This is a genomic window from Pseudomonas sp. UBA5666 (assembly GCF_002420785.1).
In the GTDB taxonomy this organism is placed as follows: Bacteria; Pseudomonadota; Gammaproteobacteria; order Pseudomonadales; family Pseudomonadaceae; genus Aquipseudomonas; species Aquipseudomonas fulva.
Genome location: NZ_DIIQ01000008.1, coordinates 220697 through 240727 on the forward strand (window position 1 = coordinate 220697; position 20031 = coordinate 240727).

Below are 20031 nucleotides of genomic sequence, written 5' to 3' on the forward strand. Positions count from 1 at the left end.
ACGACGAGACCCCATGGCCAATCCCAGCGCTAGCGCCTATAACGCAGACGCCATCGAAGTCCTCTCGGGCCTTGACCCGGTTCGCAAGCGGCCGGGCATGTACACCGACACCAGCCGCCCCAACCACCTGGCCCAGGAAGTCATCGACAACAGCGTCGACGAAGCCCTCGCCGGCCACGCCCGTTCGGTGCAGGTCATCCTGCACGCCGACCATTCGCTGGAAGTCAGCGACGACGGACGCGGCATGCCGGTGGACATCCACCCAGAAGAGGGCGTGTCGGGCGTCGAACTGATCCTCACCAAGCTGCATGCCGGCGGCAAGTTCTCCAACAAGAACTACCAGTTCTCCGGCGGCCTTCACGGCGTCGGCATTTCGGTGGTCAACGCCTTGTCCACGCAGGTGCGCGTGCGCGTAAAGCGTGATGGCAACGAGTACCAGATGACCTTTGCCGATGGCTTCAAGGCAAGCGAGCTGGAAGTGGTCGGCACGGTCGGTAAGCGCAACACCGGCACCAGCGTCTATTTCAGCCCCGACCCCAAGTACTTCGACTCCCCGCGGTTTTCCATCAGCCGGCTCAAGCACGTGCTCAAGGCCAAGGCCGTGCTCTGCCCAGGCCTGCTCGTCAGTTTCGAGGACAAGGCCAGCGGCGAGAAGGTGGAGTGGCATTACGAAGACGGCCTGCGCTCCTACCTCGTGGATTCGGTCAGTGACTTCCAGCGCCTGCCCGACGAGCCGTTCTGCGGCAACCTGGCCGGCAACAAGGAAGCGGTCGATTGGGCCCTGCTGTGGCTGCCCGAAGGGGGCGACAGCATCCAGGAAAGCTACGTCAACCTGATCCCCACGGCCCAGGGCGGCACCCATGTCAACGGCCTTCGCCAGGGCCTGTTGGATGCGATGCGTGAGTTCTGCGAATTCCGCAACCTGCTGCCGCGTGGTGTGAAGCTGGCCCCCGAAGACGTCTGGGAGCGCATCACCTTCGTGCTGTCGATGAAGATGCAGGACCCACAGTTTTCCGGGCAGACCAAGGAGCGCCTTTCCTCGCGTGAAGCCGCCGCCTTCGTTTCAGGCGTGGTCAAGGATGCCTTCAGCCTGTGGCTCAACGCCCACCCGGAGCTGGGCATGCAGTTGGCCGAGTTGGCCATCAGTAACGCCGGGCGCCGCCTGAAAGCCAGCAAGAAGGTCGAGCGCAAGCGCATCACCCAGGGCCCGGCACTGCCGGGCAAGCTGGCCGACTGCGCAGGCCAGGACCCAATGCGCGCCGAGCTGTTCCTGGTCGAGGGCGACTCGGCCGGCGGTTCGGCCAAGCAGGCGCGTGACAAGGAGTTCCAGGCGATCCTGCCGCTGCGCGGCAAGATCCTCAACACCTGGGAAGTGGACGGCGGTGAAGTACTCGCCAGCCAGGAAGTGCACAACATCGCCGTCGCCATCGGCGTAGACCCAGGTGCCACCGACCTGGCCCAGCTTCGCTATGGCAAGGTGTGCATCCTGGCCGACGCCGACTCCGACGGCCTGCACATCGCCACCTTGCTGTGCGCGCTGTTCGTGCAGCATTTCCGGGCACTGGTCGAAGCCGGTCACGTGTATGTGGCCATGCCGCCGCTGTACCGCATCGACCTGGGCAAGGAAATCTACTATGCCCTGGATGAAGCCGAACGAGACGGCATTCTCGACCGCCTGGTGGCAGAGAAAAAACGCGGCAAGCCGCAGGTCACCCGCTTCAAGGGCCTGGGCGAGATGAACCCGCCCCAGTTGCGCGAAACCACCATGGACCCCAACACCCGGCGCCTGGTCCAGCTCACCCTGGACGACGTGCAGACCACGTGCGAGCTGATGGACAAGCTGCTGGCCAAGAAGCGTGCAGGTGATCGCAAGGCCTGGCTGGAAACCAAGGGCAACCTGGCCGAGGTCATGGTTTGATTCGTTGGCTCCTGGCGGCTTGCCTGCCGCTGGTGGCCTTGCCGACCTTGGCAGACACCTGGCCTGAACTCGAACTGATGGGCGAGCACCCCGTCGATGGCATGCGTGCCGGTAACCTGTCGGGCCTTGCGCAATGCCGCGGCAGCTTGTGGGGTGTCTCGGACCGCGACGACGACCGTATTTACCGTTTCGAGCTCAAGGACGGTGCATGGCAGGCGCAGGCAGTGGCCTTTGACCCCCCACCGGTGCCGGAAAGCGGCTTGCCATGGGGGCTGAAGATGCGGACCTGGCTGGCGTCGTGGCTGCGCGGTGGCGACCTTGACTTCGAGGGCATCACCTGTGACCAGGCCGGCAACCTGTACCTGGTCAGCGAGGCGCATGCCGCCGTGCTGCAACTGCCTGTTTCGGGCACGCCAGACTGGCTGAAGATCGATTCGGCCATGGTGCGCCAGGCGCGCGCCAGCGGCATGCTGCTGAACTTCAATGCGCTGTTCGAGGGTGTGGCCGTCAATCCTGCTGGCGATCGCCTGTGGCTGGCCGGCGAGCGTGAGCGCCGCGGGCTGGTGGCCATCGAGCGCCAACAGTCGGTGTGGGCCTGCGGGCCCCGCTGCGTCCTGTTCAGCGAAGCCGGTGTAGAGATGCAACCGCCGCAGATACCCGATGCGCGGCCGGTTTCACGGGACTTCGCCGACCTGGCCTGGTTCGACGGCAAACTGTTCACGCTCGAGCGCAATGCCTATCGCATCTGTCGCCGCGATGCCGACAGCGGCCAGGTCGAGCGCTGCTGGTCATTTGCGGCCGACGCGTTGACCGAGCCGCGCCGCTATGACCAGCTGTTCGGTGTGGCCGAGGCGCTGGTGGTCGACGCCGAGGGGGCGTGGATCGGCCTGGACAACAATGAAGGCGCGCGTGCCGATGGCGAGCGCCGACCGATCGTCTGGCGCTTTGCGGCCCCTGCCGGCGGCTGGAGCGCCAAGCCGTGAGTCAGGCACCGGGCAGACGGGCGGGCAGGGTGCTGATGATCCTGGCCTGGGCGGCGGCGCTGTTTCTGGCTACGCGCTTCTTCGGGCAGTGGGAAGACCGCCAGCGCAATCCCAATGCGCAGGTCCAGTCCTCCCACGGGCAAGGGTTCGTCGAGGTGCGCCTGCTGGGCAATGGCCAGGGCCACTTCGTGGCCGATGGCGCCATCAATGGCCAGGTGGTGCATTTCATGCTCGACACCGGTGCCACCGATGTCGCCATACCCGAATCCCTGGCCGACGGCCTTGCGCTCAGACGTGGCAGCCCGGTAACCGTCAGCACGGCCAACGGTCGCACGCAAGGCTATCGCACCCGGCTGGACAGCCTGCAATTGGGCGATATCCACCTGCGCGACATCCGCGCGATCGTGGTGCCGGGCCTGGATGGCACCACCGTGCTGTTGGGCATGAGCGCCTTGAAACAACTTGAATTTACCCAGCGCGGCGGCACCATGCTGCTGCGCCAGAACCTGAAATGACGAGGCTCGCATGAGCGAACTACAAGACAGTCTGGACGGCGTCGAACGCCGCTCGTTGGCTGACTTCACCGAACACGCCTACCTCAACTACTCCATGTACGTGATCATGGACCGGGCCCTGCCGCATATCGGCGATGGCCTCAAGCCAGTGCAGCGGCGCATTGTCTACGCCATGAGCGAGTTGGGCCTGGACGCCGATGCCAAGCACAAGAAGTCGGCGCGTACCGTGGGCGATGTGCTCGGCAAGTTCCACCCTCACGGGGACTCGGCCTGCTACGAAGCCATGGTGCTGATGGCGCAGCCCTTCAGCTACCGCTACACATTGGTGGACGGCCAGGGCAACTGGGGCGCGCCGGACGATCCCAAGTCGTTTGCCGCCATGCGCTATACCGAAGCACGGCTGTCGCGTTATGCCGAGGTGCTGCTTGACGAAGTCGGCCAAGGTACCGTGGATTGGGTGCCCAACTTCGACGGCACCTTGCAGGAACCGGCGGTGTTGCCTGCGCGCCTGCCCAACATTCTGCTCAACGGCACCACCGGTATCGCCGTGGGCATGGCCACCGATGTGCCACCGCACAACCTGCGTGAGGTGGCCAGTGCCTGCGTGCGTTTGCTCGACGAGCCAAAGGCCACCATCGAGCAGTTGTGCGAGCACATTCAAGGGCCCGATTACCCGACCGAGGCAGAGATCGTCACGCCTCGGGCCGACATCCTCAAGATGTATGAAAGCGGGCGCGGTTCGATTCGCATGCGTGCAGTGTACCGGGTCGAGGATGGCGATATCGTCGTCACGGCGTTGCCGCACCAGGTGTCCGGCGCCAAGGTACTGGAGCAGATTGCCGCACAGATGCAGGCCAAGAAGCTGCCGATGGTCGCTGACCTGCGCGATGAGTCCGATCACGAAAACCCGTGCCGCATCGTCATCATCCCGCGCTCCAATCGCGTGGATGCCGACGAGCTGATGCAGCACCTGTTCGCCACCACCGACCTTGAAAGCAGCTACCGGGTCAACGTCAACATCATCGGCCTGGACGGTCGTCCGCAGCTGAAGAACCTGCGGGCGCTGCTGCTGGAATGGCTGGAGTTCCGTACCGGCACCGTCCGGCGCCGCTTGCAGCATCGTCTGGACAAGGTGGAAAAACGCCTGCACTTGCTGGATGGTTTGCTCACTGCCTTCCTCAATCTGGACGAAGTGATTCATATCATCCGCACCGAGGAACACCCTAAGCAGGCGCTGATCGCCCGCTTCGACCTCACCGAGATCCAGGCCGATTACATCCTGGAAACCCGCCTGCGCCAGCTCGCCCGGCTGGAAGAAATGAAGATCCGTGGCGAGCAGGACGAGCTGCTCAAAGAGCAGGCCAAGCTGCAGGCGCTGCTGGGCAGCGAGGCGAAGCTGCGCAAGTTGGTGCGCAGCGAATTGCTCAAGGATGCTCAAACCTATGGCGACGACCGACGCTCGCCGATCGTCGCGCGGGCAGAAGCCAAGGCGCTCTCCGAAAACGAGCTGATGCCGACCGAGCCCGTCACGGTGGTGCTGTCGGAAAAAGGCTGGGTGCGGTGTGCCAAGGGCCATGACATCGATGCCACGGGCCTGTCGTACAAGGCCGGGGATGGGTTCAAGGCCGCAGCCGCGGGGCGCTCGAACCAATTTGCCGTGCTCATCGATTCCACCGGCCGAAGCTACTCGGTGGCTGCCCACAGCCTGCCGTCAGCCCGTGGCCAGGGCGAGCCCCTGACCGGGCGCCTGACGCCACCACCGGGCGCCACCTTCGAGTGCGTGCTGCTGCCCGAAGACGATGCGCTGTACGTGGTGGCCTCCGATGCCGGCTACGGGTTCGTGGTCAAAGGTGAAGACCTGCAGGCCAAGAACAAGGCTGGCAAAGGGCTGCTCAGCTTGCCCAACGGCGCCAAGGTGATGACGCCGCGACCGGTGCTCAACCGGGAGCAGGACTGGCTGGCAGCCGTGACCACCGAAGGCCGTCTGTTGGTGTTCAAGGTCAGTGATTTGCCGCAGTTGGGCAAGGGCAAGGGCAACAAGATCATCGGCGTGCCCGGTGACCGGGTCGCCAGCCGGGAAGAGTATGTCACCGACCTGGCCGTGGTAGCCGAAGGGGCTACGCTGGTGCTGCAAGCCGGCAAGCGGACCCTGTCACTCAAGGGCGATGACCTGGAGCACTACAAGGGCGAACGCGGCAGGCGCGGCAGCAAGCTGCCACGTGGCTTCCAGCGGGTCGATGGGCTGCAGGTCGAATTGCCCGCCTGACCGTCAGACAGGCCCGCAATGGCGATTTCACCGCCGTTGCGGGCAGAAATGCTGGAGTCGAGCACTCATTTCGCGGATGATATGCCCCCTGCGGTGCCGGCGTAGCCGTGTGCCCGTTTGAATCCATACGTATCACTGCGGCATGCCTGAAGGCAGCCGCCTGGATGGGATGATGAAATTTCTGCGCCTTCCCTTTGCGCTGTTGATGACGGGTCTATTGGGCCTTGGCGGGTGCACAATGCACCAGCCGGTTGCCTTGTACCAGCTCGACAGCGGTGATCCTGGCCAGCCGTCGCAACACGCGGGCATGGCCGTCGTGCTCGGCCCGGTTTCGGTGGCCGACTACCTGCAACGTGAGACGTTCCTGCAACGCCAGGCCGACGGCAGCCTCAGCGCCGCCACCGACGGGCGCTGGGCGGGCAGCCTGTCCTCGGACATCGATCAATTGCTGGTGCGGCAGCTGGCCTGGCGTCTGGATAGCCAGCGCGTGGTGCTGGCGCCGGCGACGGCAGGTTTCAGCCCGGACGTGCAAGTGCTGCTGTCGATCACGCGGCTGGACTCTGGCAAGAACCAACCCGCGGTTCTGGATGCACAATGGCGTGTGCTCGACCGCCGTGGCCAGGTCCGTGACAACCGCATCGTGCATTTGGAGCAGAAGCATGAAGGTAGCGAGGCCTCGCAGGTACAGGCGCAAGGTCAATTGCTGCAGAAGCTGGCCGAGCAACTGAGCACTGCGGTGAAGCCGTTGGCAAACCAGCCGGCCATTGCCGAAGCCGCACCCAAGAAGCCTGCAGCGCCTGTGCAGGTCAAGAAGCAGCCCGAGAAATCCAAAATCCCGATGGCCTCGCCGATTCGTACCGACATGGAAGTGTATCGGTTCTAACCGAAGGCCAGGCATGAAGAAGCCCGCATCAAGGCGTAATGCTGTTCATTTAGGGCCGCTCCGCGACCCATCGCGGCACAAGGCCGCTCCCACAGTGACTGCGTGACGCTTGAGTTAGCGGGCTCACTGGGCATCGTGGGAGCGGCCTTTGTGCCGCGATGGGCCGTGAAACGGCCCCAACACGCTTAAGTGAACAGCATTAGCATCAAGGCGGGCTTTTTCGTGGGCGCTGTACAGGGCCGCGCAGCGACCCTGTAATGGCTCAGGCGCGGCGTTCGTGCATGCGGGCCAGTTGGCGTTCCAGCATCGAGGGGTACGGCTCCATCAAGCGCTCCACGCAGCATGCCCCTTCCGGGCTTGCGATTGGGCGAATGCGAGCTCGCTGGCGGATCAAACCGTCGTCATTGACCTTACGCTCGACCAGCAGCAGGTTGCGGCTGTGTTGAGACAGTGCCAGCGCGTCCTGCACCTTTTCAGCCATCAGCAGGTCGACCAGTTCCAGGCCATCGAGGTCATTGCTCATGGCAAGGCCCAGTTGCAGTTGCAAGGTGATGCCGCTGTCAGCGACGTCGATCTGCAAGGCATGGCCCAAGGCGCGTAGCAACTCGCCGCAACAGATGGCATTGGTGAGATAGTCCTCGCCGCACTGGCGGCTGTGGAACAGGACCAACGTACTGCCGTCGTTGAGGGTGTGGGTTTCGCCCTCGTACAGCGAGGCAGCATGCTCCAGGCACTCCTGATAGCGCTCGGTCAGCTCGGTCAGGCGGGTGCGCGGCAAGCGCCGCAGCTGCTCCTGGGAACCCAGTTGCACGGCAAGCACCGCGCTGAACTGAGGCTCATCGGACTCCACTTCGACCGCGTGTGCCGGTGCGTCGTCGTCCAGCAGGCCGGCGAACGCCTCGTCGTCATCGTCCGCGCTCGTGACGGTAGTGCGCTGAGCAGGCTTGGAAACGGGGGCGGGCGCGTCATCGAAATGCTCGTCGTCCTCGGGCTCCGGCTCCGGCTCTGGCGGAGGCGGTGGGGCCAAGCGGGCATGCAGTTGCCGGGCGATGTCGCCGATCTCGTCCTGGCGGTCGGTGGCGGGCGTGTAATACTGCGGATCGCGCAACCAGACCCGCAGTTGCAGCAGCGGCAAGGTGATGAATCGGCCTTGGCGCAGGCTCAGGGTCAGAGCAAGCACCAGCAGAATGGCCGCCAGGATGGCCATGCTCTGCATGCTGATCAACATGGGCTGCTGGAACTGGCTCATGTCCAGGCTCATGCGCAGTTGCCCGGCAGCCACGTCCTGGAAGGTGATTTTGGTCTGATAGACGCCCTCGGCCTCACCCAGCAGGCTGTTGCGCGGCCGCTGGCCTGCCTCGGCGAGGATGCGGTTGTCGACGCTGTAGATGGCGGCGTGTGCCACCAGCGGGTTCTTCACCAGGTTGCCCAGCAGCACGTTGAGGCTGAGGATATCGTTGGCCACCAGCAACTCGGTCGCCGACGTCGCCGTCTGGGTCGTCAGGCTCTGGCCCACGGCATCGGCCTGATCGTGCATGGCCTGTTTGAACTGCAACCCCATGACGCAGGCATAGATCACCAGCGCCAGGGCCACCAGGAAGATGTTGGTGCAGGCGATGCGCAATGCCAATGGCACGCGACGTTGACTCAGGGCGCGATAGATCATCAGGAAGAAATTGTCTGTTTTGACTGAGGTGGGCCGGTTCACTGAGCTCGGCTCTTAATGGCATGAAGTGGGGGGGAGTATAGCGACCCGGGTTTTGTCGGCAAAGTAGCGTTAGCGCCCGATGGTCACGGAAAATCGGTAGAATGCGCATTTTTCATCGAAGTCGGAGCCTGGTTGTGCGCGAAATCGTCCTGATCAACATCACCGGTGAGGACCGCCCCGGTCTTACTGCTGCCATCACTGGCGTCCTGCTGCAGGACGGTGTGAGCATTCTCGACATCGGCCTGGCGGTGATGCACGGCACATTGTCGTTCGGCATCCTGGTGGATATTCCGGATAACGAAGTGGCGACCAAGCTACTGCAGAGCGTCCAGGCCAAGGCGCACGAGCTGAACCTGCAGGCGCGCTACACACCGATTTCCGAAGCGGACTACCAGCACTGGGCCGATGGCCATGGTGAAGCACGGCACGTGGTCACCCTGCTCAGCCGCAAGATCTCACCAGACCAGTTGCAGCGTGTCAGCGCCATCATCAGCCAGCACGGGCTGACCATCGAGCGCATCGAGCGCCTGTCGGCCCGGGTGGCGCTGGACGCGGACACCAGCAAGGGCAAGGCTGCGGTGGAGATTTCGGTTCGCGGCGAGCCTGACGATGGCCAGGCGTTGCGCGCCGAGTTCTTTGCCTTGTCCGAGGCCCTGAGCATCGACATCGCCTTCCAGCGGGACGACCTGTTCCGCCGCAACCGCCGCCTGGCCGTGTTCGACATGGATTCGACCCTGATCGAGGCTGAAGTGATCGACGAGCTGGCCAAGGCCGCTGGCGTGGGCGAGCAGGTCGCGGCGATCACCGAGCGGGCCATGCGTGGCGAGTTGGACTTCCGGGCCAGCTTCAAGGAGCGCATGGCGCTGCTCAAGGGCCTGGATGTCGGCGTGCTGGATGAAATCGGCGCATCGCTGCGTTTGACCGAAGGTGCGGAAAACCTCTTTGCCGAGCTCAAGCGCCTGGGTTACAAGACCGCCATTTTGTCGGGTGGCTTCACCTACTTCGCCCGCCAGGTACAGGCGCGCCTGGGCATCGACTACGTCTTTGCCAATGAGCTGGAAGTGGTCGATGGCAAGGTGACTGGCGTGGCGGTGGAGCCTATCGTCGATGCCCAGCGCAAGGCCGAGCTGCTTCAGCAATTGGCCAGCGAAGAAGGCCTGCAACTGGAACAGACCATCGCCGTGGGCGATGGCGCGAACGACTTGCCGATGCTGGCGTTGGCGGGGCTGGGCGTAGCCTTCCGCGCCAAGCCGCTGGTGCGGCAGTCGGCCAAGCAGGCAATTTCCACGCTGGGCCTTGATGGCGTGCTGTACCTGCTGGGCCTGCGCGATCGCGACACACGCGGCTGATATAGCCTGCGCTTGCGCAAAGCGGCCCCAAGGCTCTGGCGCTAACGCCCGAACCCTGGGGCCACGTCTCAGGCCATTACGCCTGCAACGGCGTGGCCAACAGCTGGCCCATGCGCACGGCCGAGGCGGCGCCCACGTGTTCGGCCCATTTGACCTGATCGGGGCCGAACAGCACGATCGCCGTCGAGCCCAACTTGAACCGACCCAGCTCGACGCCTTTTGCCAGGTGAATCGGCGCACGGCTGGCGTCGTCGTAGCGGAAGGTCTTGAGCTCGCGCTTGGGCGGCGTGATCAGCCCTGCCCAGACGGTCTCGATGGATGCCACGATCATGGCACCGACCAACACGACCGCCATCGGGCCGCGCTCGGTGTCGAACAGGCAGACCACCCGCTCATTGCGAGCGAACAGTTCGGGCACGTTTTCTGCGGTGGTCTGGTTGACCGAGAACAGCCGCCCCGGCACGTAGACCATCTCGCGTAACGTGCCTGCCAGCGGCATGTGCACGCGGTGGTAGTCCTTGGGTGACAGGTAGACAGTGGCAAACTCGCCGCCCATGAAGGGGGCCGCCATGGCCGGGTCGCCGCCCAGCAGTTCCTGTGCGCTGTAGCTGTGGCCCTTGGCCTGGAAGATGCGGCCGTGCTCGATCGGTCCCACCTGGCTCACTGCACCGTCGGCCGGGCACAGGATGGCGCCGGGGGTCTGGTCAAGGGGGCGTGCGCCGGGTTTCAGGGCACGGGTGAAGAACGCGTTGAAGTGCTCGTAGGCGGTCAAGTCTTCGACCAGCGCCTCACGCATGTCGACCTGGTAGCGCTTGGCAAACCAGGCGGTGAAGGCGTTCTTGAACCAGCGGGCGCGGCACTCGGCAACGCAGCCGGCCAGGCGCGACAGCAGGTGATGCGGCAGCAGGTACTGGCTGATGATGAACAGACGGGATTTCATTCAGGTTCCTTAAACTTCGACAGGCGTGTCCGGGTGATTGCCCCATTCGCTCCAGGAGCCAGCGTACGCTTTGACTCGCGGGTAGCCGAGGGCCTTTGCCACCAGATAAGTGAAGCCGGAGCGGCGATGCGTCTGGCAGTGGGTGATCACTTCCTTGTCAGGCGTGATACCAAGGGACTGCAGCACTTCGGCGATGTCCGGGCGGATGCGCAGATGGTCATTGAGGTCCATGCCGGCGGTCCATTCGAAATTGACCGCACCGGGTATGTGCCCGCCTTTGGCCGCGAGCATTTTTTCGCCGGTGAATTCCTGTGGGGCGCGAGCATCCCAGATTGCCAGGTCATCGGCGCCCAGGCGGCTTTGCAGGTATTCGCGGGTGGCGGTGGGTTCCGGATGCAGATGCAAACTCACCGGCTGGGTACCCTTGGCAGGCACATCGGTACTGAGCCGGTCGGCAGGCCAGGTCTGGATGCCACCGTTGAGGTAGTGGTACCGGGTGTGACCGATCACATCGAGCAGCCAGATGAAGCGGCCAGCCCAGCCACCGCCATCATCGTCATACACCACATAGACGGCATCGCTGCGGTGGCCCAGTTCGCCGAACAGCTTTTCCAGGTCGCTCAACGGCGGTAGCAGCCCCGGTGCAGGCGGCTGACCGAGCTGAGTCCGCTTGCCCTCGACGAAATGCGCGCCCGGGATATGCCCGCTGACGTAACGATTGGCGCTGCTGAGGTCGACCAGGATCAAGTCGGGCGAGCCCAGGCGTGGCAACAGGTCGGCGGCTTCGATCACCAGCGGCAGGCCGGAAAAGTCGGTCATCCACGGTCTCCAGTGTGCAAAGAGGCGATTGTAGCGCAAGGCTCAGCCCTTGCGGTTGGCAAACACCGATAGCGCCCGTTCGATGCATTGCGAGGTTTTGCCAAAAGCCTGCACGCTGATGTCGGCCAGGGGGCGGCACCCTTGGTCGGCCACCAAGAGCATCAGCACCTGGTCATTGACCGCCAGCGAGCGCAGCAGCACATGCTCGCCTCGGAACAGGGCACTCAAGGGCGGCGGCAACAACGAGGCGAACTGGGTGTGGTTTTCGGGTGTAATGCGCAGTTGCCCGGCCTTGGACATCAGCTTTTGCAGCAGCTTATTCGCCGCCACCGGCAATATCAGGCTGCTCGCCTCTTTCGCTAGCCCGGCTGCCTGCTGCACGCGCAGGCAGTCATTGGCACGGTCCAGGCCCAGCAGCAGCAGGCGTTGCATGCCGCACGCCAGTACCGCTTCACGGGCCTGGGCCGCCAGGTGCACGGTATTGGTGAAAGGACTGGGCTGGGCCAGCAAGTCCTGGCAGAGCGACCGCCAGCGTGCCAGTTCTTCGGCGGTGGGGGGCGGGGGCGCCAGCATGTCCGGGTGGGGGCGGCGTTGATGCCAGGGCCAGATCAAGGCCTCGGCAGGGTGGAACAGTGCTAGGCGCGCATGACGCCTGGCACTGGCCGCAGCTTGTTGGTGAACCTGCTGTTGAACATCTTCGAGCGAGGTCTGCAGGTAGAGTGCGGTCAGCAGTTGCCAGCGCAGCAGGTGGGGATTGTCCCAGCCCACCTGCGCTGCCAGTGCCAGATTGTTGGCCAGCAGCACGGTGTTGGCCGGTTGGTTGAACCAGCGCCGCAGGCCGGGCTCGGCATCGAGCCGGTGTTGTTGATTGAGCAGGTCTTCGTCCCGAGCGATGTTCAACACCTGGGCAAGCTGGTCGCGCTCCTCGAGCAGCAGGCGATAGCCCTGGGTCACCCATTGCGGCAGGCGCCACTGCTGGGCCACGGCCTGGCACAGCGCCATGATGCGAACACCGAACAGCTCCTGCTCGACAATGGCGGCGTCTTCACCTTTATGGATGACCCGCAGCTCCCAGGTGTCGAGCAGCTTCGGGTGGGCCAATGCCAGCGGCCATAACGGGGACAGGAACAGCAGGCTACCCCAGTGAATTTCCTGCCACAGCCGCGCCAGACGGCTGGCGAACAGGCCGCTGGCCTGCTGCGAGGCATGCTGGCTGATCAACTGGAACTGGCGCAGCACCGGCGGGATGTCTTCGATCGGCAGGGCTGGCAGGCGCCTGAGCAGGAGAGCGCTACGCTCAAGCCCCAGGCGATTGAGGGCGATCTCCAGGCTTTCGGCCGGTTCGGCCTGGCTGGCGTTGGTCGGGTGGTTGGCTTCGCGCATCACCGAAAGCACCAGGGCCGGGCTGTCCTGCATCAGCTCGGCGATGTCGCGCAATGAACGCCGGTTATCGTTGATGGCCGCCATGACCCGGTCGTAGCTGTGCTTGGGCACAGGAATGCGCACACTCTCCAGCAACTTCACCCAAGCCTCTAGCGTACGCGGGGCCTGGCCGGATACCTCGGTTTCGATTGGCATTTTGACATCAGTCCAAACTGGCTTTTCGCTTTTAGTGGCTATAGTCTGGCGCAGTTCTGCCGATAAGGAGAAGAAGAGTTTTGACGCTCCCGCCTCTTTCCCTGACCACGACAGCAAGTGCTTTGAATCTATGGCTAAAATTATCGGCATCATCGTCGTATTCGCGAGCGTGCTCGGCGGCTACGTCCTCTCCCACGGCAAGATTGCGGCGCTGATCCAGCCGTTCGAAGTGCTGATCATCGGCGGCGCGGCCTTTGGTGCGTTCCTGCAAGCCAACCCTGGCTACATGACGATGCACGTTCTGAAGAAGTCGATGAAGATGTTCGGCTCGCGCTTCACCCATGGCTATTACCTGGAAGTGCTGGGGCTGGTCTATGAGATTCTCAACAAGAGCCGCCGCGAAGGCATGATGGCCATCGAGGCCGACATCGAAGACGCCTCGGCCAGCCCGATCTTTGCCAAGTACCCGACCGTACTGGCCGATGAGCGCATGACTGCGTTCGTCTGCGACTACCTGCGCATCATGTCCACCGGCAACATGGCCCCCCACGAACTCGAAGGCCTGTTCGACATGGAGCTGCTGAGCATGAAGGAGGAGCTGGAGCATCCATCCCACGCGGTCACTGGGGTCGCAGATGGCATGCCAGGCTTTGGTATCGTTGCAGCCGTATTGGGCATCGTCGTCACCATGGCGTCGCTGGGCGATGGTGACCAGGCAGCCATCGGTATGCACGTGGGCGCCGCCCTAGTGGGTACCTTCTTCGGTATTCTCGCCGCCTATGGCTTCTTCGGCCCGCTGGCCAAGTGCCTTGAGCACGATGCCAAGGAAGAACTCAACCTGTACGAGTCGATCAAGGCCTCGCTGGTCGCTTCGGCCTCGGGCATGCCGCCGTCGCTGGCCGTGGAGTTCGGGCGCAAGGTGCTGTACCCCAAGCATCGCCCCAGCTTCTCCGAGCTCGAGCAAGCGGTACGCGGTCGCTGAGTCATGGAGAACAATCAGCCCATCATCGTCAAGCGCGTAAAGCGCTTTGGCGGCGGCCACCACGGTGGCGCCTGGAAGATCGCCTTTGCCGACTTCGCCACGGCCATGATGGCGTTCTTTCTGGTGCTGTGGTTGCTGTCGACGGCAACACCTGAGCAGAAGATCGCCATCGCCGGGTACTTCAAGGACCCGATCGGCTTCTCCGAAAGCGGTACACCTTACGTCATCGACCTGGGCGGCTCGCCCGAGCTGGCGCCGGAAAAGACCATCAACCCCGAGGTGAAATCGGAGCCGACCCCCGACACCAGCATCGAACTGAACAAGGACCAGGTGGAAACCATGGCCGAGCAGGTCGAGCGCGAGCGCCTCGAGCTGCTGCTGCAGGAGTTGCAGAACAAGGTGGAAGAGAACCCGCAGCTGCAGAAGTTCAAGGACCAGATCCTGTTCGAGATCACTCAGGACGGCCTGCGCATCCAGATCATGGACGCCGAGAACCGGCCCATGTTCGACATCGGCAGCGCACGCTTGCAGCCGTATTTCGAGGACATCCTGCTGGCCATGGCCGATACCATCAAGACCGTGCCCAACAAGATCAGCGTCAGTGGCCATACCGATGCCAAGCCGTACGCAGGTGCTGGCGAGTTCGGCAACTGGGAACTGTCAGCCAACCGCGCCAATGCTGCACGGCGGGCACTGGTAGCAGGGGGCTATCCAGAGGGTCAGGTGGCACGGGTGGTGGGGTATGCGTCTTCGTCGCTGTTCGATCGCAAGGACCCGCTCAACCCGGTAAACCGCCGGATCGACATCATCGTGCTGACCAAGAAGGCCCAGCGTGATATCGAAGGCGAGCAGGGCGCCGCGCCCCCGCCGGCTGAAGCGCCTGCCGGGGCGCAGGCACCGTCACCATCCGCACCGGCACCTTCGGCGGTCGATGACCAGACGCCCATGCAGCCACGTGAGTTGCGCCAGAAGCTCAACATCTTCGAGGACGGCACGTTGAAGATGGATGAGACCAAGGAGCAGTGAGGGCTTGGCAGCCCCGCGGGGCTGCCGGTCACTGCCGGATCGGACGAGGCGCCATGCCTGCATCGTGCTCGCAGGGGTTGATCAGTAGGTTTCTTCCGGCAGGCTGGCGATGATCGAGCGGTAGCTGTTCATTCGCTGAGGCTTGATTCGCCCGTCTTCCAGAGCCTTGAGCAGAGCGCACCCGGGCTCGCGATCATGCTTGCAGTCGCGGAAACGACAGGTGCCGAACAGGTCGCGGAACTCGATGAAGCCTTCTTCTACATCGGTGCGGCTGACGTGCCCCAGGCCGAACTCACGGATGCCCGGCGAGTCGATCAGGTCGCCCCCGTTGGGGAAGTGATAGAGGCGGGCGGTGGTGGTGGTATGGGTGCCCTGGCCCGACCATTCCGACAGGTCACCGACCCGGGTGCCGGCCTGTGGCAGCAGGCTGTTGACCAGTGACGACTTGCCCACCCCCGACTGACCGACGAAGACGCTGATGTGTCCATCCAGCGCCTGCTGCAGGCGCTGCATGCCATCCCCTTGGTGCGCCGAGACTTCCAGCAGCGGGTAGCCCAGTTCACGGTAGACGTCCAGGAGCGCCTGCAGGCCTGGCCCGTTCTCGTCATTGACCAGGTCGGCCTTGTTCAGCAGCAACAGGGGCCGCAGGCCGGCATGTTCGGCGGCCACCAGGTAGCGGTCGATGAGGTTGGGGTGCGGTTCCGGCGCCGGTGCGAAAACGATGACGATGAGGTCGACGTTGGCGGCCACTGGCTTGAGCTGGCCATGGTTGTTGGGGCGGCACAGTTCGGTTGCACGGGGCATCTGCGCAACGATGACGCCGATCCCCTGGTTGCCGGCACGCCAGACCACGCGGTCGCCGGTGACCAATGCCGGGAGATTGGCGCGCAGGTGGCAGCGAAATACCTGGCCTGCGGTGTCGCCATCTTGGGCTTCGACTTCGACTTGCACGCCGAAGTGTGCGATCACCAGCCCCAGCTGTTCGGGCCCAAGGTCGCCGCCTTCCAGTTCCTGCAAGGCATGCTGCTCGCGCTTTGCTGCACGTGCAGCGCGCTCGTTCTGGATTTTTTCGATACGCCAGTTCTGGCGACGGTTGAGCTGGCGTTTGGCCATGAACGCTCCGTAGAAGGCCCCGAGCGGGGCGTAGAAAACGACTGGCAGTCTAGCATGCCGGGCCTGAACGCTGTCCGCTTCACTTTGGTTCATGGGGGTGCACTGCGCTAATATAAGCCTCCATCGGAGGAGTGCCTGCATGCAAAACCCACAGAACCTGATCTGGATCGACCTGGAGATGACCGGGCTGGATCCGGACAGCGATGTCATCATCGAGATGGCCACCATCGTCACCGACAGCGACCTCAATACGCTGGCCGAGGGACCGGTCATCGCCATCCACCACAGTGATGAAGTGCTGGCGCGCATGGACGACTGGAACACCCGCACCCACGGCGCCTCCGGCCTGACCCAGCGGGTGCGTGAGAGCCAGGTGAGCATGGCCCAGGCCGAGGCCCAGACCATCGCCTTCCTCGAGCAGTGGGTACCCAAGGGCAAGTCGCCGATCTGCGGGAACAGCATCTGCCAGGACCGTCGGTTCCTGTACCGGCACATGCGTCAGCTGGAAAATTACTTCCATTACCGCAACCTCGACGTCTCCACCCTCAAGGAGCTGGCAGCGCGCTGGGCCCCCGAGGTGCGAGACAGCTTCAGCAAGGGCAACACGCACCTGGCGCTGGACGACATCCGCGAATCCATCGCCGAGCTGCGCCACTACCGCGAACACTTCATCAAATTCTAAAAAAACGTAGCTCACACGCTGCATGCGGCCGGCCAATGACGGGCCGGGCACTGATGCCCGGTTCCATGCGCTGACGGCCGCTCGCGTGTGTGATCGGTGTGGGTCTTGCTCATGTTGCTGATGCTTTATCTGATCGCCATCACCGCCGAAGCGATGACCGGTGCGCTGTCTGCCGGCCGTCGCGGCATGGACTGGTTCGGCGTGGTGCTGATCGCGTGCGTGACCGCATTGGGCGGTGGTTCGGTGCGTGACATGCTATTGGGGCACTACCCGCTGACGTGGGTCAAGCACCCGGAATACTTGGTGCTGACCAGCTGCGCGGCGCTGTTGACCATTTTCATCGCGCCGATGATGCGCCGCCTGCGCTCCCTGTTTCTGGTGCTCGACGCCTTGGGGCTGGTGGCCTTTACCCTCATTGGCTGCATGACCGCGCTGGAGATGGGGCAGGGGATGCTGGTGGCGTCCATCAGCGGTGTGATCACGGGGGTCTTCGGCGGAATTCTGCGGGATATCTTCTGCAATGACATTCCGCTTGTGTTCCGCCGGGAGTTATACGCAAGCGTGTCGTTCGCCGCGGCCTGGTTCTACCTGGGCTGCGACTACTTCAAGGTGCCCGCGGAGCAAGCCATGCTGCTGACGTTGTTCGGTGGGTTTCTGGTGCGGTTGCTGGCTATTCGCTTTCACTGGGAGATGCCCAAGTTTCATTACAATGACCAACAGTGAAGGTGGGCGCCCGCACCCGGCTAGCAGGCTCAGGCTTTGTGCTTCACCGCAAGGCTGCAGAGGCGGCGTAGCCTCCCAGCAGGTTCATGCCACCCCGTGCCGGGCAAGCGCCCACTCCACGTGCTCCCTCACCAGCGGCGAGGCATCGTCGCGCCTCGCCTTGAGGGCTTCGATGACCGGGATCGTGGAAGGGGCGTTGCCCAGGCCGACGGCCAGGTTGCGCAGCCAGCGCTCGTAACCGGCACGTCGCAGAGGCCCGCCTTCGGTCTTGCGCAGGAAAGTAGGCTCATCCCACAGAAACATCTGCGCCAGCTCCGCGTTCTCCAGGCCGTGGCGGGGCTGGAAGTCCTGCTCGCGGCTGGGCTTGGCGAAGCGGTTCCAGGGGCAGACGATCTGACAGTCGTCGCAGCCGAATACCCGGTTGCCCATCATCGAGCGCAACTCCACGGGAATCGGCCCTTTGAGTTCGATGGTCAGGTAGGAGATGCAGCGGCGGGCATCCAGCACGTACGGGCCGACGAAGGCCTGGGTGGGGCAGATGTCCAGGCAAGCCGTGCAGCGGCCGCAGTGTTCGCTGGTGGTGGCCTGGTCCACTGGCAGAGGCAGGTCGACGAACAGTTCGGCCAGAAAGAAATAGCTGCCGGCCTTGCGGTTGAGCAACAGGGTGTTCTTGCCGATCCAGCCAAGCCCGGCTTGTTCGGCCAGGGCCTTTTCCAGAACTGGCGCGCTGTCGACGAAGGCTCGGTAGCCAAAGGGGCCAATGCCCTGCTGGATGCGGTCGGCCAGCGACTGCACACGCTTGCGCACCAGCTTGTGGTAGTCCCTGCCCAAGGCATAGCGGGACACGTAGGCCTTCTCCGGCTGGGCCAGGCGCTGCGCCATCTGCGTGTCGCCGGGCAGATAGTCCATGCGCAGCGAGACGACGCGCACGGTGCCTGGGATCAGTTGCTCGGGGTGGGCGCGCTTGCTGCCGTGCGCCCCCAGGTATTCCATCTCCCCCTGATAACCGGCGTCCAGCCAGCGCTGCAGGTGGTGCTCGTGTTCGCCCAGGTCGATACCGGCGATGCCGACGTGGGCAAAGCCCAGTTCCTGGCCCCACAGCTTGATGTTGTGGGCCAATGCGTCGAGGTCAGGTGTGGAGGCGGACATGGATGGGCAAGCAATACGGGCAGAGGTGCGTATAATTCTGCCAGACATTGGAGCTTTTGACCCCATGCAACAGACCAGTAACCCCCTACACACCCCCACAGTGCTGAGCAGCCTGACCGTTGCCCACCTGCCGCCACGCCCTGCTCAGGCCCATAAAGGTGACTTCGGCCATGTGCTGGTGGTCGGCGGCGACCTTGGCACCGGCGGCTCCGTCCTGCTCAGTGCCGAGGCCGCCTTGCGCTGCGGCGCTGGGCTGGTGAGCGTAGCCACGCGGCCGGAGCACGTGGGCGCCGGGCTGACCCGGATGCCCGAAACCATGTGCCTGGGCGTGCAGTCGGCCAACCAGTTGATGACCGTGCTGGCCCGCGCTTCGGTGGCGGTCGTGGGGCCTGGCCTGGGGCAGGCGGCATGGGGGCGCAGCCTGCTGTCCGCCGTGGCCAACGCCGATGGCGCGCAGGTCTGGGATGCCGATGCCCTGAACCTGCTGGCAGCCACGCCCCTTGCGCTGCCCAGTGGCAGTATCCTGACCCCGCATCCAGGCGAAGCTGCGCGGCTGCTGGGTATTTCCACCGAAGCGGTGCAGGCGGATCGCCCGGGTGCAGCGCGCAAGCTGGCACGCCGCCACAACAGCGTGTGTGTGCTCAAGGGCGCAGGTACCCTGGTCGCCGACCCCGAAGGGCGGCTGGCGCGCTGCGACCGTGGCCATCCGGCCATGGCGGGCGCAGGCCTTGGGGATGTGCTCAGTGGCGTGTGCGGCGCGCTGCTGGCCCAGGGGCTTGGCGCCTGGGACGCCGCAGGCCTGGGCGTCTGGCTGCATGCCTGTGCTGGCGAGCGCCTGGGTAGCGGCGGCCGTGGGTTGGCCGCCAGTGACCTGATACCTGTGATTCGTGAGTTGTTGGAGGAGCATTCAGCGTGTCTGGCTTAAACCTGTTTCTGGCCGACGAAGCGGCCATGGTCGCCTTCGGCGGCCAACTCGCCCGGGTAACCGGTGGGCGCGGGATCATCTTCCTGGAAGGCGACCTTGGCGCTGGCAAGACAACCCTGTCTCGCGGCCTTATTCGTGGGTTGGGCCATACGGGTGCGGTGAAAAGCCCTACATTTACCGTGGTAGAACCCTACGAGATTGGTGATGTCCGAGCTTTTCACTTCGACCTCTATCGGCTGGTCGATCCGGAGGAGCTTGAGTTCATGGGCATTCGTGACTATTTCGAGGATGATCCACTGTGCCTGTTCGAGTGGCCACAAAAGGGTGCGGGCGTTTTGCCAAAGCCTGACCTGACCATTACCATAAGCCCCCAGGCGAGCGGACGCTCGCTTGTACTTTCGCCGCAGGGGGCTCGCGGCGACGCCTGGTGCGTGGCACTGGCCGAATACTATAAACAGCAAGCGGGGTAGGT

Annotated in this window: 18 protein-coding genes; 12 read left to right on the plus strand and 6 right to left on the minus strand. The window is 64.0% G+C overall.

The window, feature by feature from the left end; all coding sequences use genetic code 11:
• The first annotated feature begins 13 nt into the window (after nucleotides 1-13).
• The 5 genes from parE to B2Y33_RS06275 all read left to right on the plus strand — a co-directional run bounded on the left by parE (nucleotide 14) and on the right by B2Y33_RS06275 (nucleotide 6565).
• Nucleotides 14-1918, plus strand: coding sequence for a DNA topoisomerase IV subunit B (gene parE / locus B2Y33_RS06255; RefSeq protein ID WP_027913970.1), 1905 nt, complete (start codon nucleotides 14-16; stop codon nucleotides 1916-1918).
• Entirely contained in the window at nucleotides 1915-2901 is a 987-nt protein-coding gene (locus tag B2Y33_RS06260; RefSeq protein WP_027913969.1) for an esterase-like activity of phytase family protein, read from the plus strand. The genes parE and B2Y33_RS06260 overlap by 4 nt, the downstream gene beginning before the upstream one ends.
• Complete coding sequence (locus B2Y33_RS06265) at nucleotides 2898-3416, plus strand: retropepsin-like aspartic protease family protein (protein ID WP_027913968.1); 519 nt, start codon at nucleotides 2898-2900, stop codon at nucleotides 3414-3416. Before B2Y33_RS06260 ends, B2Y33_RS06265 begins: the two co-directional genes overlap by 4 nt.
• A 10-nt stretch (nucleotides 3417-3426) precedes the next feature.
• The gene (parC, locus tag B2Y33_RS06270; RefSeq protein ID WP_027913967.1) at nucleotides 3427-5682 is read left to right on the plus strand and encodes a DNA topoisomerase IV subunit A; all 2256 of its coding nucleotides are present in this window, start codon (nucleotides 3427-3429) and stop codon (nucleotides 5680-5682) included.
• A 172-nt stretch (nucleotides 5683-5854) separates the two neighbouring features.
• Entirely contained in the window at nucleotides 5855-6565 is a 711-nt protein-coding gene (locus B2Y33_RS06275) for a PqiC family protein (protein WP_023532908.1), read from the plus strand.
• A 262-nt stretch (nucleotides 6566-6827) separates the two neighbouring features.
• Here B2Y33_RS06275 and B2Y33_RS06280 read toward each other — a convergent pair whose 3' ends face one another.
• Entirely contained in the window at nucleotides 6828-8273 is a 1446-nt protein-coding gene (locus B2Y33_RS06280) for a histidine kinase (RefSeq protein ID WP_027913966.1), read from the minus strand.
• Nucleotides 8274-8407: 134 nt separating this feature from the next.
• Between B2Y33_RS06280 and serB the strand changes: the two genes are divergently transcribed.
• Nucleotides 8408-9622, plus strand: coding sequence for a phosphoserine phosphatase SerB (serB, locus tag B2Y33_RS06285; RefSeq protein WP_027913965.1), 1215 nt, complete (start codon nucleotides 8408-8410; stop codon nucleotides 9620-9622).
• A 76-nt stretch (nucleotides 9623-9698) separates the two neighbouring features.
• Here the strand turns inward: serB and asd are convergent, their stop codons facing one another.
• Genes asd through B2Y33_RS06300 form a run of 3 tightly spaced genes read right to left on the minus strand, consistent with a single transcriptional unit; the run spans nucleotide 9699 to nucleotide 12959 of the window.
• Nucleotides 9699-10562 (minus strand): archaetidylserine decarboxylase, encoded by an 864-nt coding sequence (asd, locus tag B2Y33_RS06290; protein WP_206405186.1) that lies wholly within the window; start codon nucleotides 10560-10562, stop codon nucleotides 9699-9701.
• A 9-nt stretch (nucleotides 10563-10571) separates the two neighbouring features.
• Nucleotides 10572-11381 (minus strand): rhodanese-like domain-containing protein, encoded by an 810-nt coding sequence (locus B2Y33_RS06295; RefSeq protein ID WP_027913963.1) that lies wholly within the window; start codon nucleotides 11379-11381, stop codon nucleotides 10572-10574.
• Nucleotides 11382-11423: 42 nt separating this feature from the next.
• Nucleotides 11424-12959 carry an HDOD domain-containing protein gene (locus B2Y33_RS06300; protein WP_206405182.1) on the minus strand — a complete coding sequence of 512 codons (1536 nt, stop codon included), beginning with the start codon at nucleotides 12957-12959 and terminating at the stop codon, nucleotides 11424-11426.
• 130 nt (nucleotides 12960-13089) lie between these two features.
• On the opposite strand from B2Y33_RS06300, the gene motA reads away from it, so the two are divergent.
• Both motA and motB read left to right on the plus strand, forming a co-directional pair.
• Complete coding sequence (gene motA, locus B2Y33_RS06305; protein ID WP_023532967.1) at nucleotides 13090-13941, plus strand: flagellar motor stator protein MotA; 852 nt, start codon at nucleotides 13090-13092, stop codon at nucleotides 13939-13941.
• Between the two features lie 3 nt (nucleotides 13942-13944).
• Nucleotides 13945-14967: a flagellar motor protein MotB gene (gene motB / locus B2Y33_RS06310; RefSeq protein ID WP_027913961.1), complete on the plus strand. Its 1023-nt coding sequence runs from the start codon at nucleotides 13945-13947 to the stop codon at nucleotides 14965-14967.
• A gap of 81 nt (nucleotides 14968-15048) precedes the next feature.
• Here motB and rsgA read toward each other — a convergent pair whose 3' ends face one another.
• Nucleotides 15049-16080, minus strand: coding sequence for a small ribosomal subunit biogenesis GTPase RsgA (gene rsgA / locus B2Y33_RS06315; protein WP_023532943.1), 1032 nt, complete (start codon nucleotides 16078-16080; stop codon nucleotides 15049-15051).
• A 139-nt stretch (nucleotides 16081-16219) separates the two neighbouring features.
• On the opposite strand from rsgA, the gene orn reads away from it, so the two are divergent.
• Nucleotides 16220-16762, plus strand: a complete 543-nt coding sequence (gene orn / locus B2Y33_RS06320) for an oligoribonuclease (RefSeq protein ID WP_027913960.1) — start codon at nucleotides 16220-16222, stop codon at nucleotides 16760-16762.
• Between the two features lie 111 nt (nucleotides 16763-16873).
• Nucleotides 16874-17485 (plus strand): trimeric intracellular cation channel family protein, encoded by a 612-nt coding sequence (locus B2Y33_RS06325; protein WP_027913959.1) that lies wholly within the window; start codon nucleotides 16874-16876, stop codon nucleotides 17483-17485.
• Between the two features lie 84 nt (nucleotides 17486-17569).
• Here B2Y33_RS06325 and queG read toward each other — a convergent pair whose 3' ends face one another.
• Nucleotides 17570-18634, minus strand: a complete 1065-nt coding sequence (gene queG, locus B2Y33_RS06330; RefSeq protein ID WP_027913958.1) for a tRNA epoxyqueuosine(34) reductase QueG — start codon at nucleotides 18632-18634, stop codon at nucleotides 17570-17572.
• A 64-nt stretch (nucleotides 18635-18698) separates the two neighbouring features.
• On the opposite strand from queG, the gene B2Y33_RS06335 reads away from it, so the two are divergent.
• Both B2Y33_RS06335 and tsaE read left to right on the plus strand, forming a co-directional pair.
• Nucleotides 18699-19559, plus strand: a complete 861-nt coding sequence (locus B2Y33_RS06335; RefSeq protein ID WP_027913957.1) for an NAD(P)H-hydrate dehydratase — start codon at nucleotides 18699-18701, stop codon at nucleotides 19557-19559.
• On the plus strand, nucleotides 19547-20029 hold the full coding sequence (gene tsaE / locus B2Y33_RS06340; RefSeq protein ID WP_027913956.1) for a tRNA (adenosine(37)-N6)-threonylcarbamoyltransferase complex ATPase subunit type 1 TsaE: 483 nt from the start codon (nucleotides 19547-19549) through the stop codon (nucleotides 20027-20029). The genes B2Y33_RS06335 and tsaE overlap by 13 nt, the downstream gene beginning before the upstream one ends.
• The last annotated feature ends 2 nt before the right edge of the window (nucleotides 20030-20031 follow it).

What these genes read in the sequence shown, in the direction of transcription:
- parE (WP_027913970.1), top strand. Translation starts at nt 14, where the DNA reads ATGGCCAATCCCAGCGCTAGCGCCTATAACGCAGACGCCATCGAAGTC.
- rsgA (WP_023532943.1), bottom strand. Translation starts at nt 16,080, where the DNA reads ATGGCCAAACGCCAGCTCAACCGTCGCCAGAACTGGCGTATCGAAAAA.
- queG (WP_027913958.1), bottom strand. Translation starts at nt 18,634, where the DNA reads ATGTCCGCCTCCACACCTGACCTCGACGCATTGGCCCACAACATCAAG.
- B2Y33_RS06335 (WP_027913957.1), top strand. Translation starts at nt 18,699, where the DNA reads ATGCAACAGACCAGTAACCCCCTACACACCCCCACAGTGCTGAGCAGC.
- motA (WP_023532967.1), top strand. Translation starts at nt 13,090, where the DNA reads ATGGCTAAAATTATCGGCATCATCGTCGTATTCGCGAGCGTGCTCGGC.
- orn (WP_027913960.1), top strand. Translation starts at nt 16,220, where the DNA reads ATGCAAAACCCACAGAACCTGATCTGGATCGACCTGGAGATGACCGGG.
- parC (WP_027913967.1), top strand. Translation starts at nt 3,427, where the DNA reads ATGAGCGAACTACAAGACAGTCTGGACGGCGTCGAACGCCGCTCGTTG.
- motB (WP_027913961.1), top strand. Translation starts at nt 13,945, where the DNA reads ATGGAGAACAATCAGCCCATCATCGTCAAGCGCGTAAAGCGCTTTGGC.
- B2Y33_RS06300 (WP_206405182.1), bottom strand. Translation starts at nt 12,959, where the DNA reads ATGCCAATCGAAACCGAGGTATCCGGCCAGGCCCCGCGTACGCTAGAG.
- B2Y33_RS06295 (WP_027913963.1), bottom strand. Translation starts at nt 11,381, where the DNA reads ATGACCGACTTTTCCGGCCTGCCGCTGGTGATCGAAGCCGCCGACCTG.
- B2Y33_RS06325 (WP_027913959.1), top strand. Translation starts at nt 16,874, where the DNA reads ATGTTGCTGATGCTTTATCTGATCGCCATCACCGCCGAAGCGATGACC.
- B2Y33_RS06275 (WP_023532908.1), top strand. Translation starts at nt 5,855, where the DNA reads ATGAAATTTCTGCGCCTTCCCTTTGCGCTGTTGATGACGGGTCTATTG.
- asd (WP_206405186.1), bottom strand. Translation starts at nt 10,562, where the DNA reads ATGAAATCCCGTCTGTTCATCATCAGCCAGTACCTGCTGCCGCATCAC.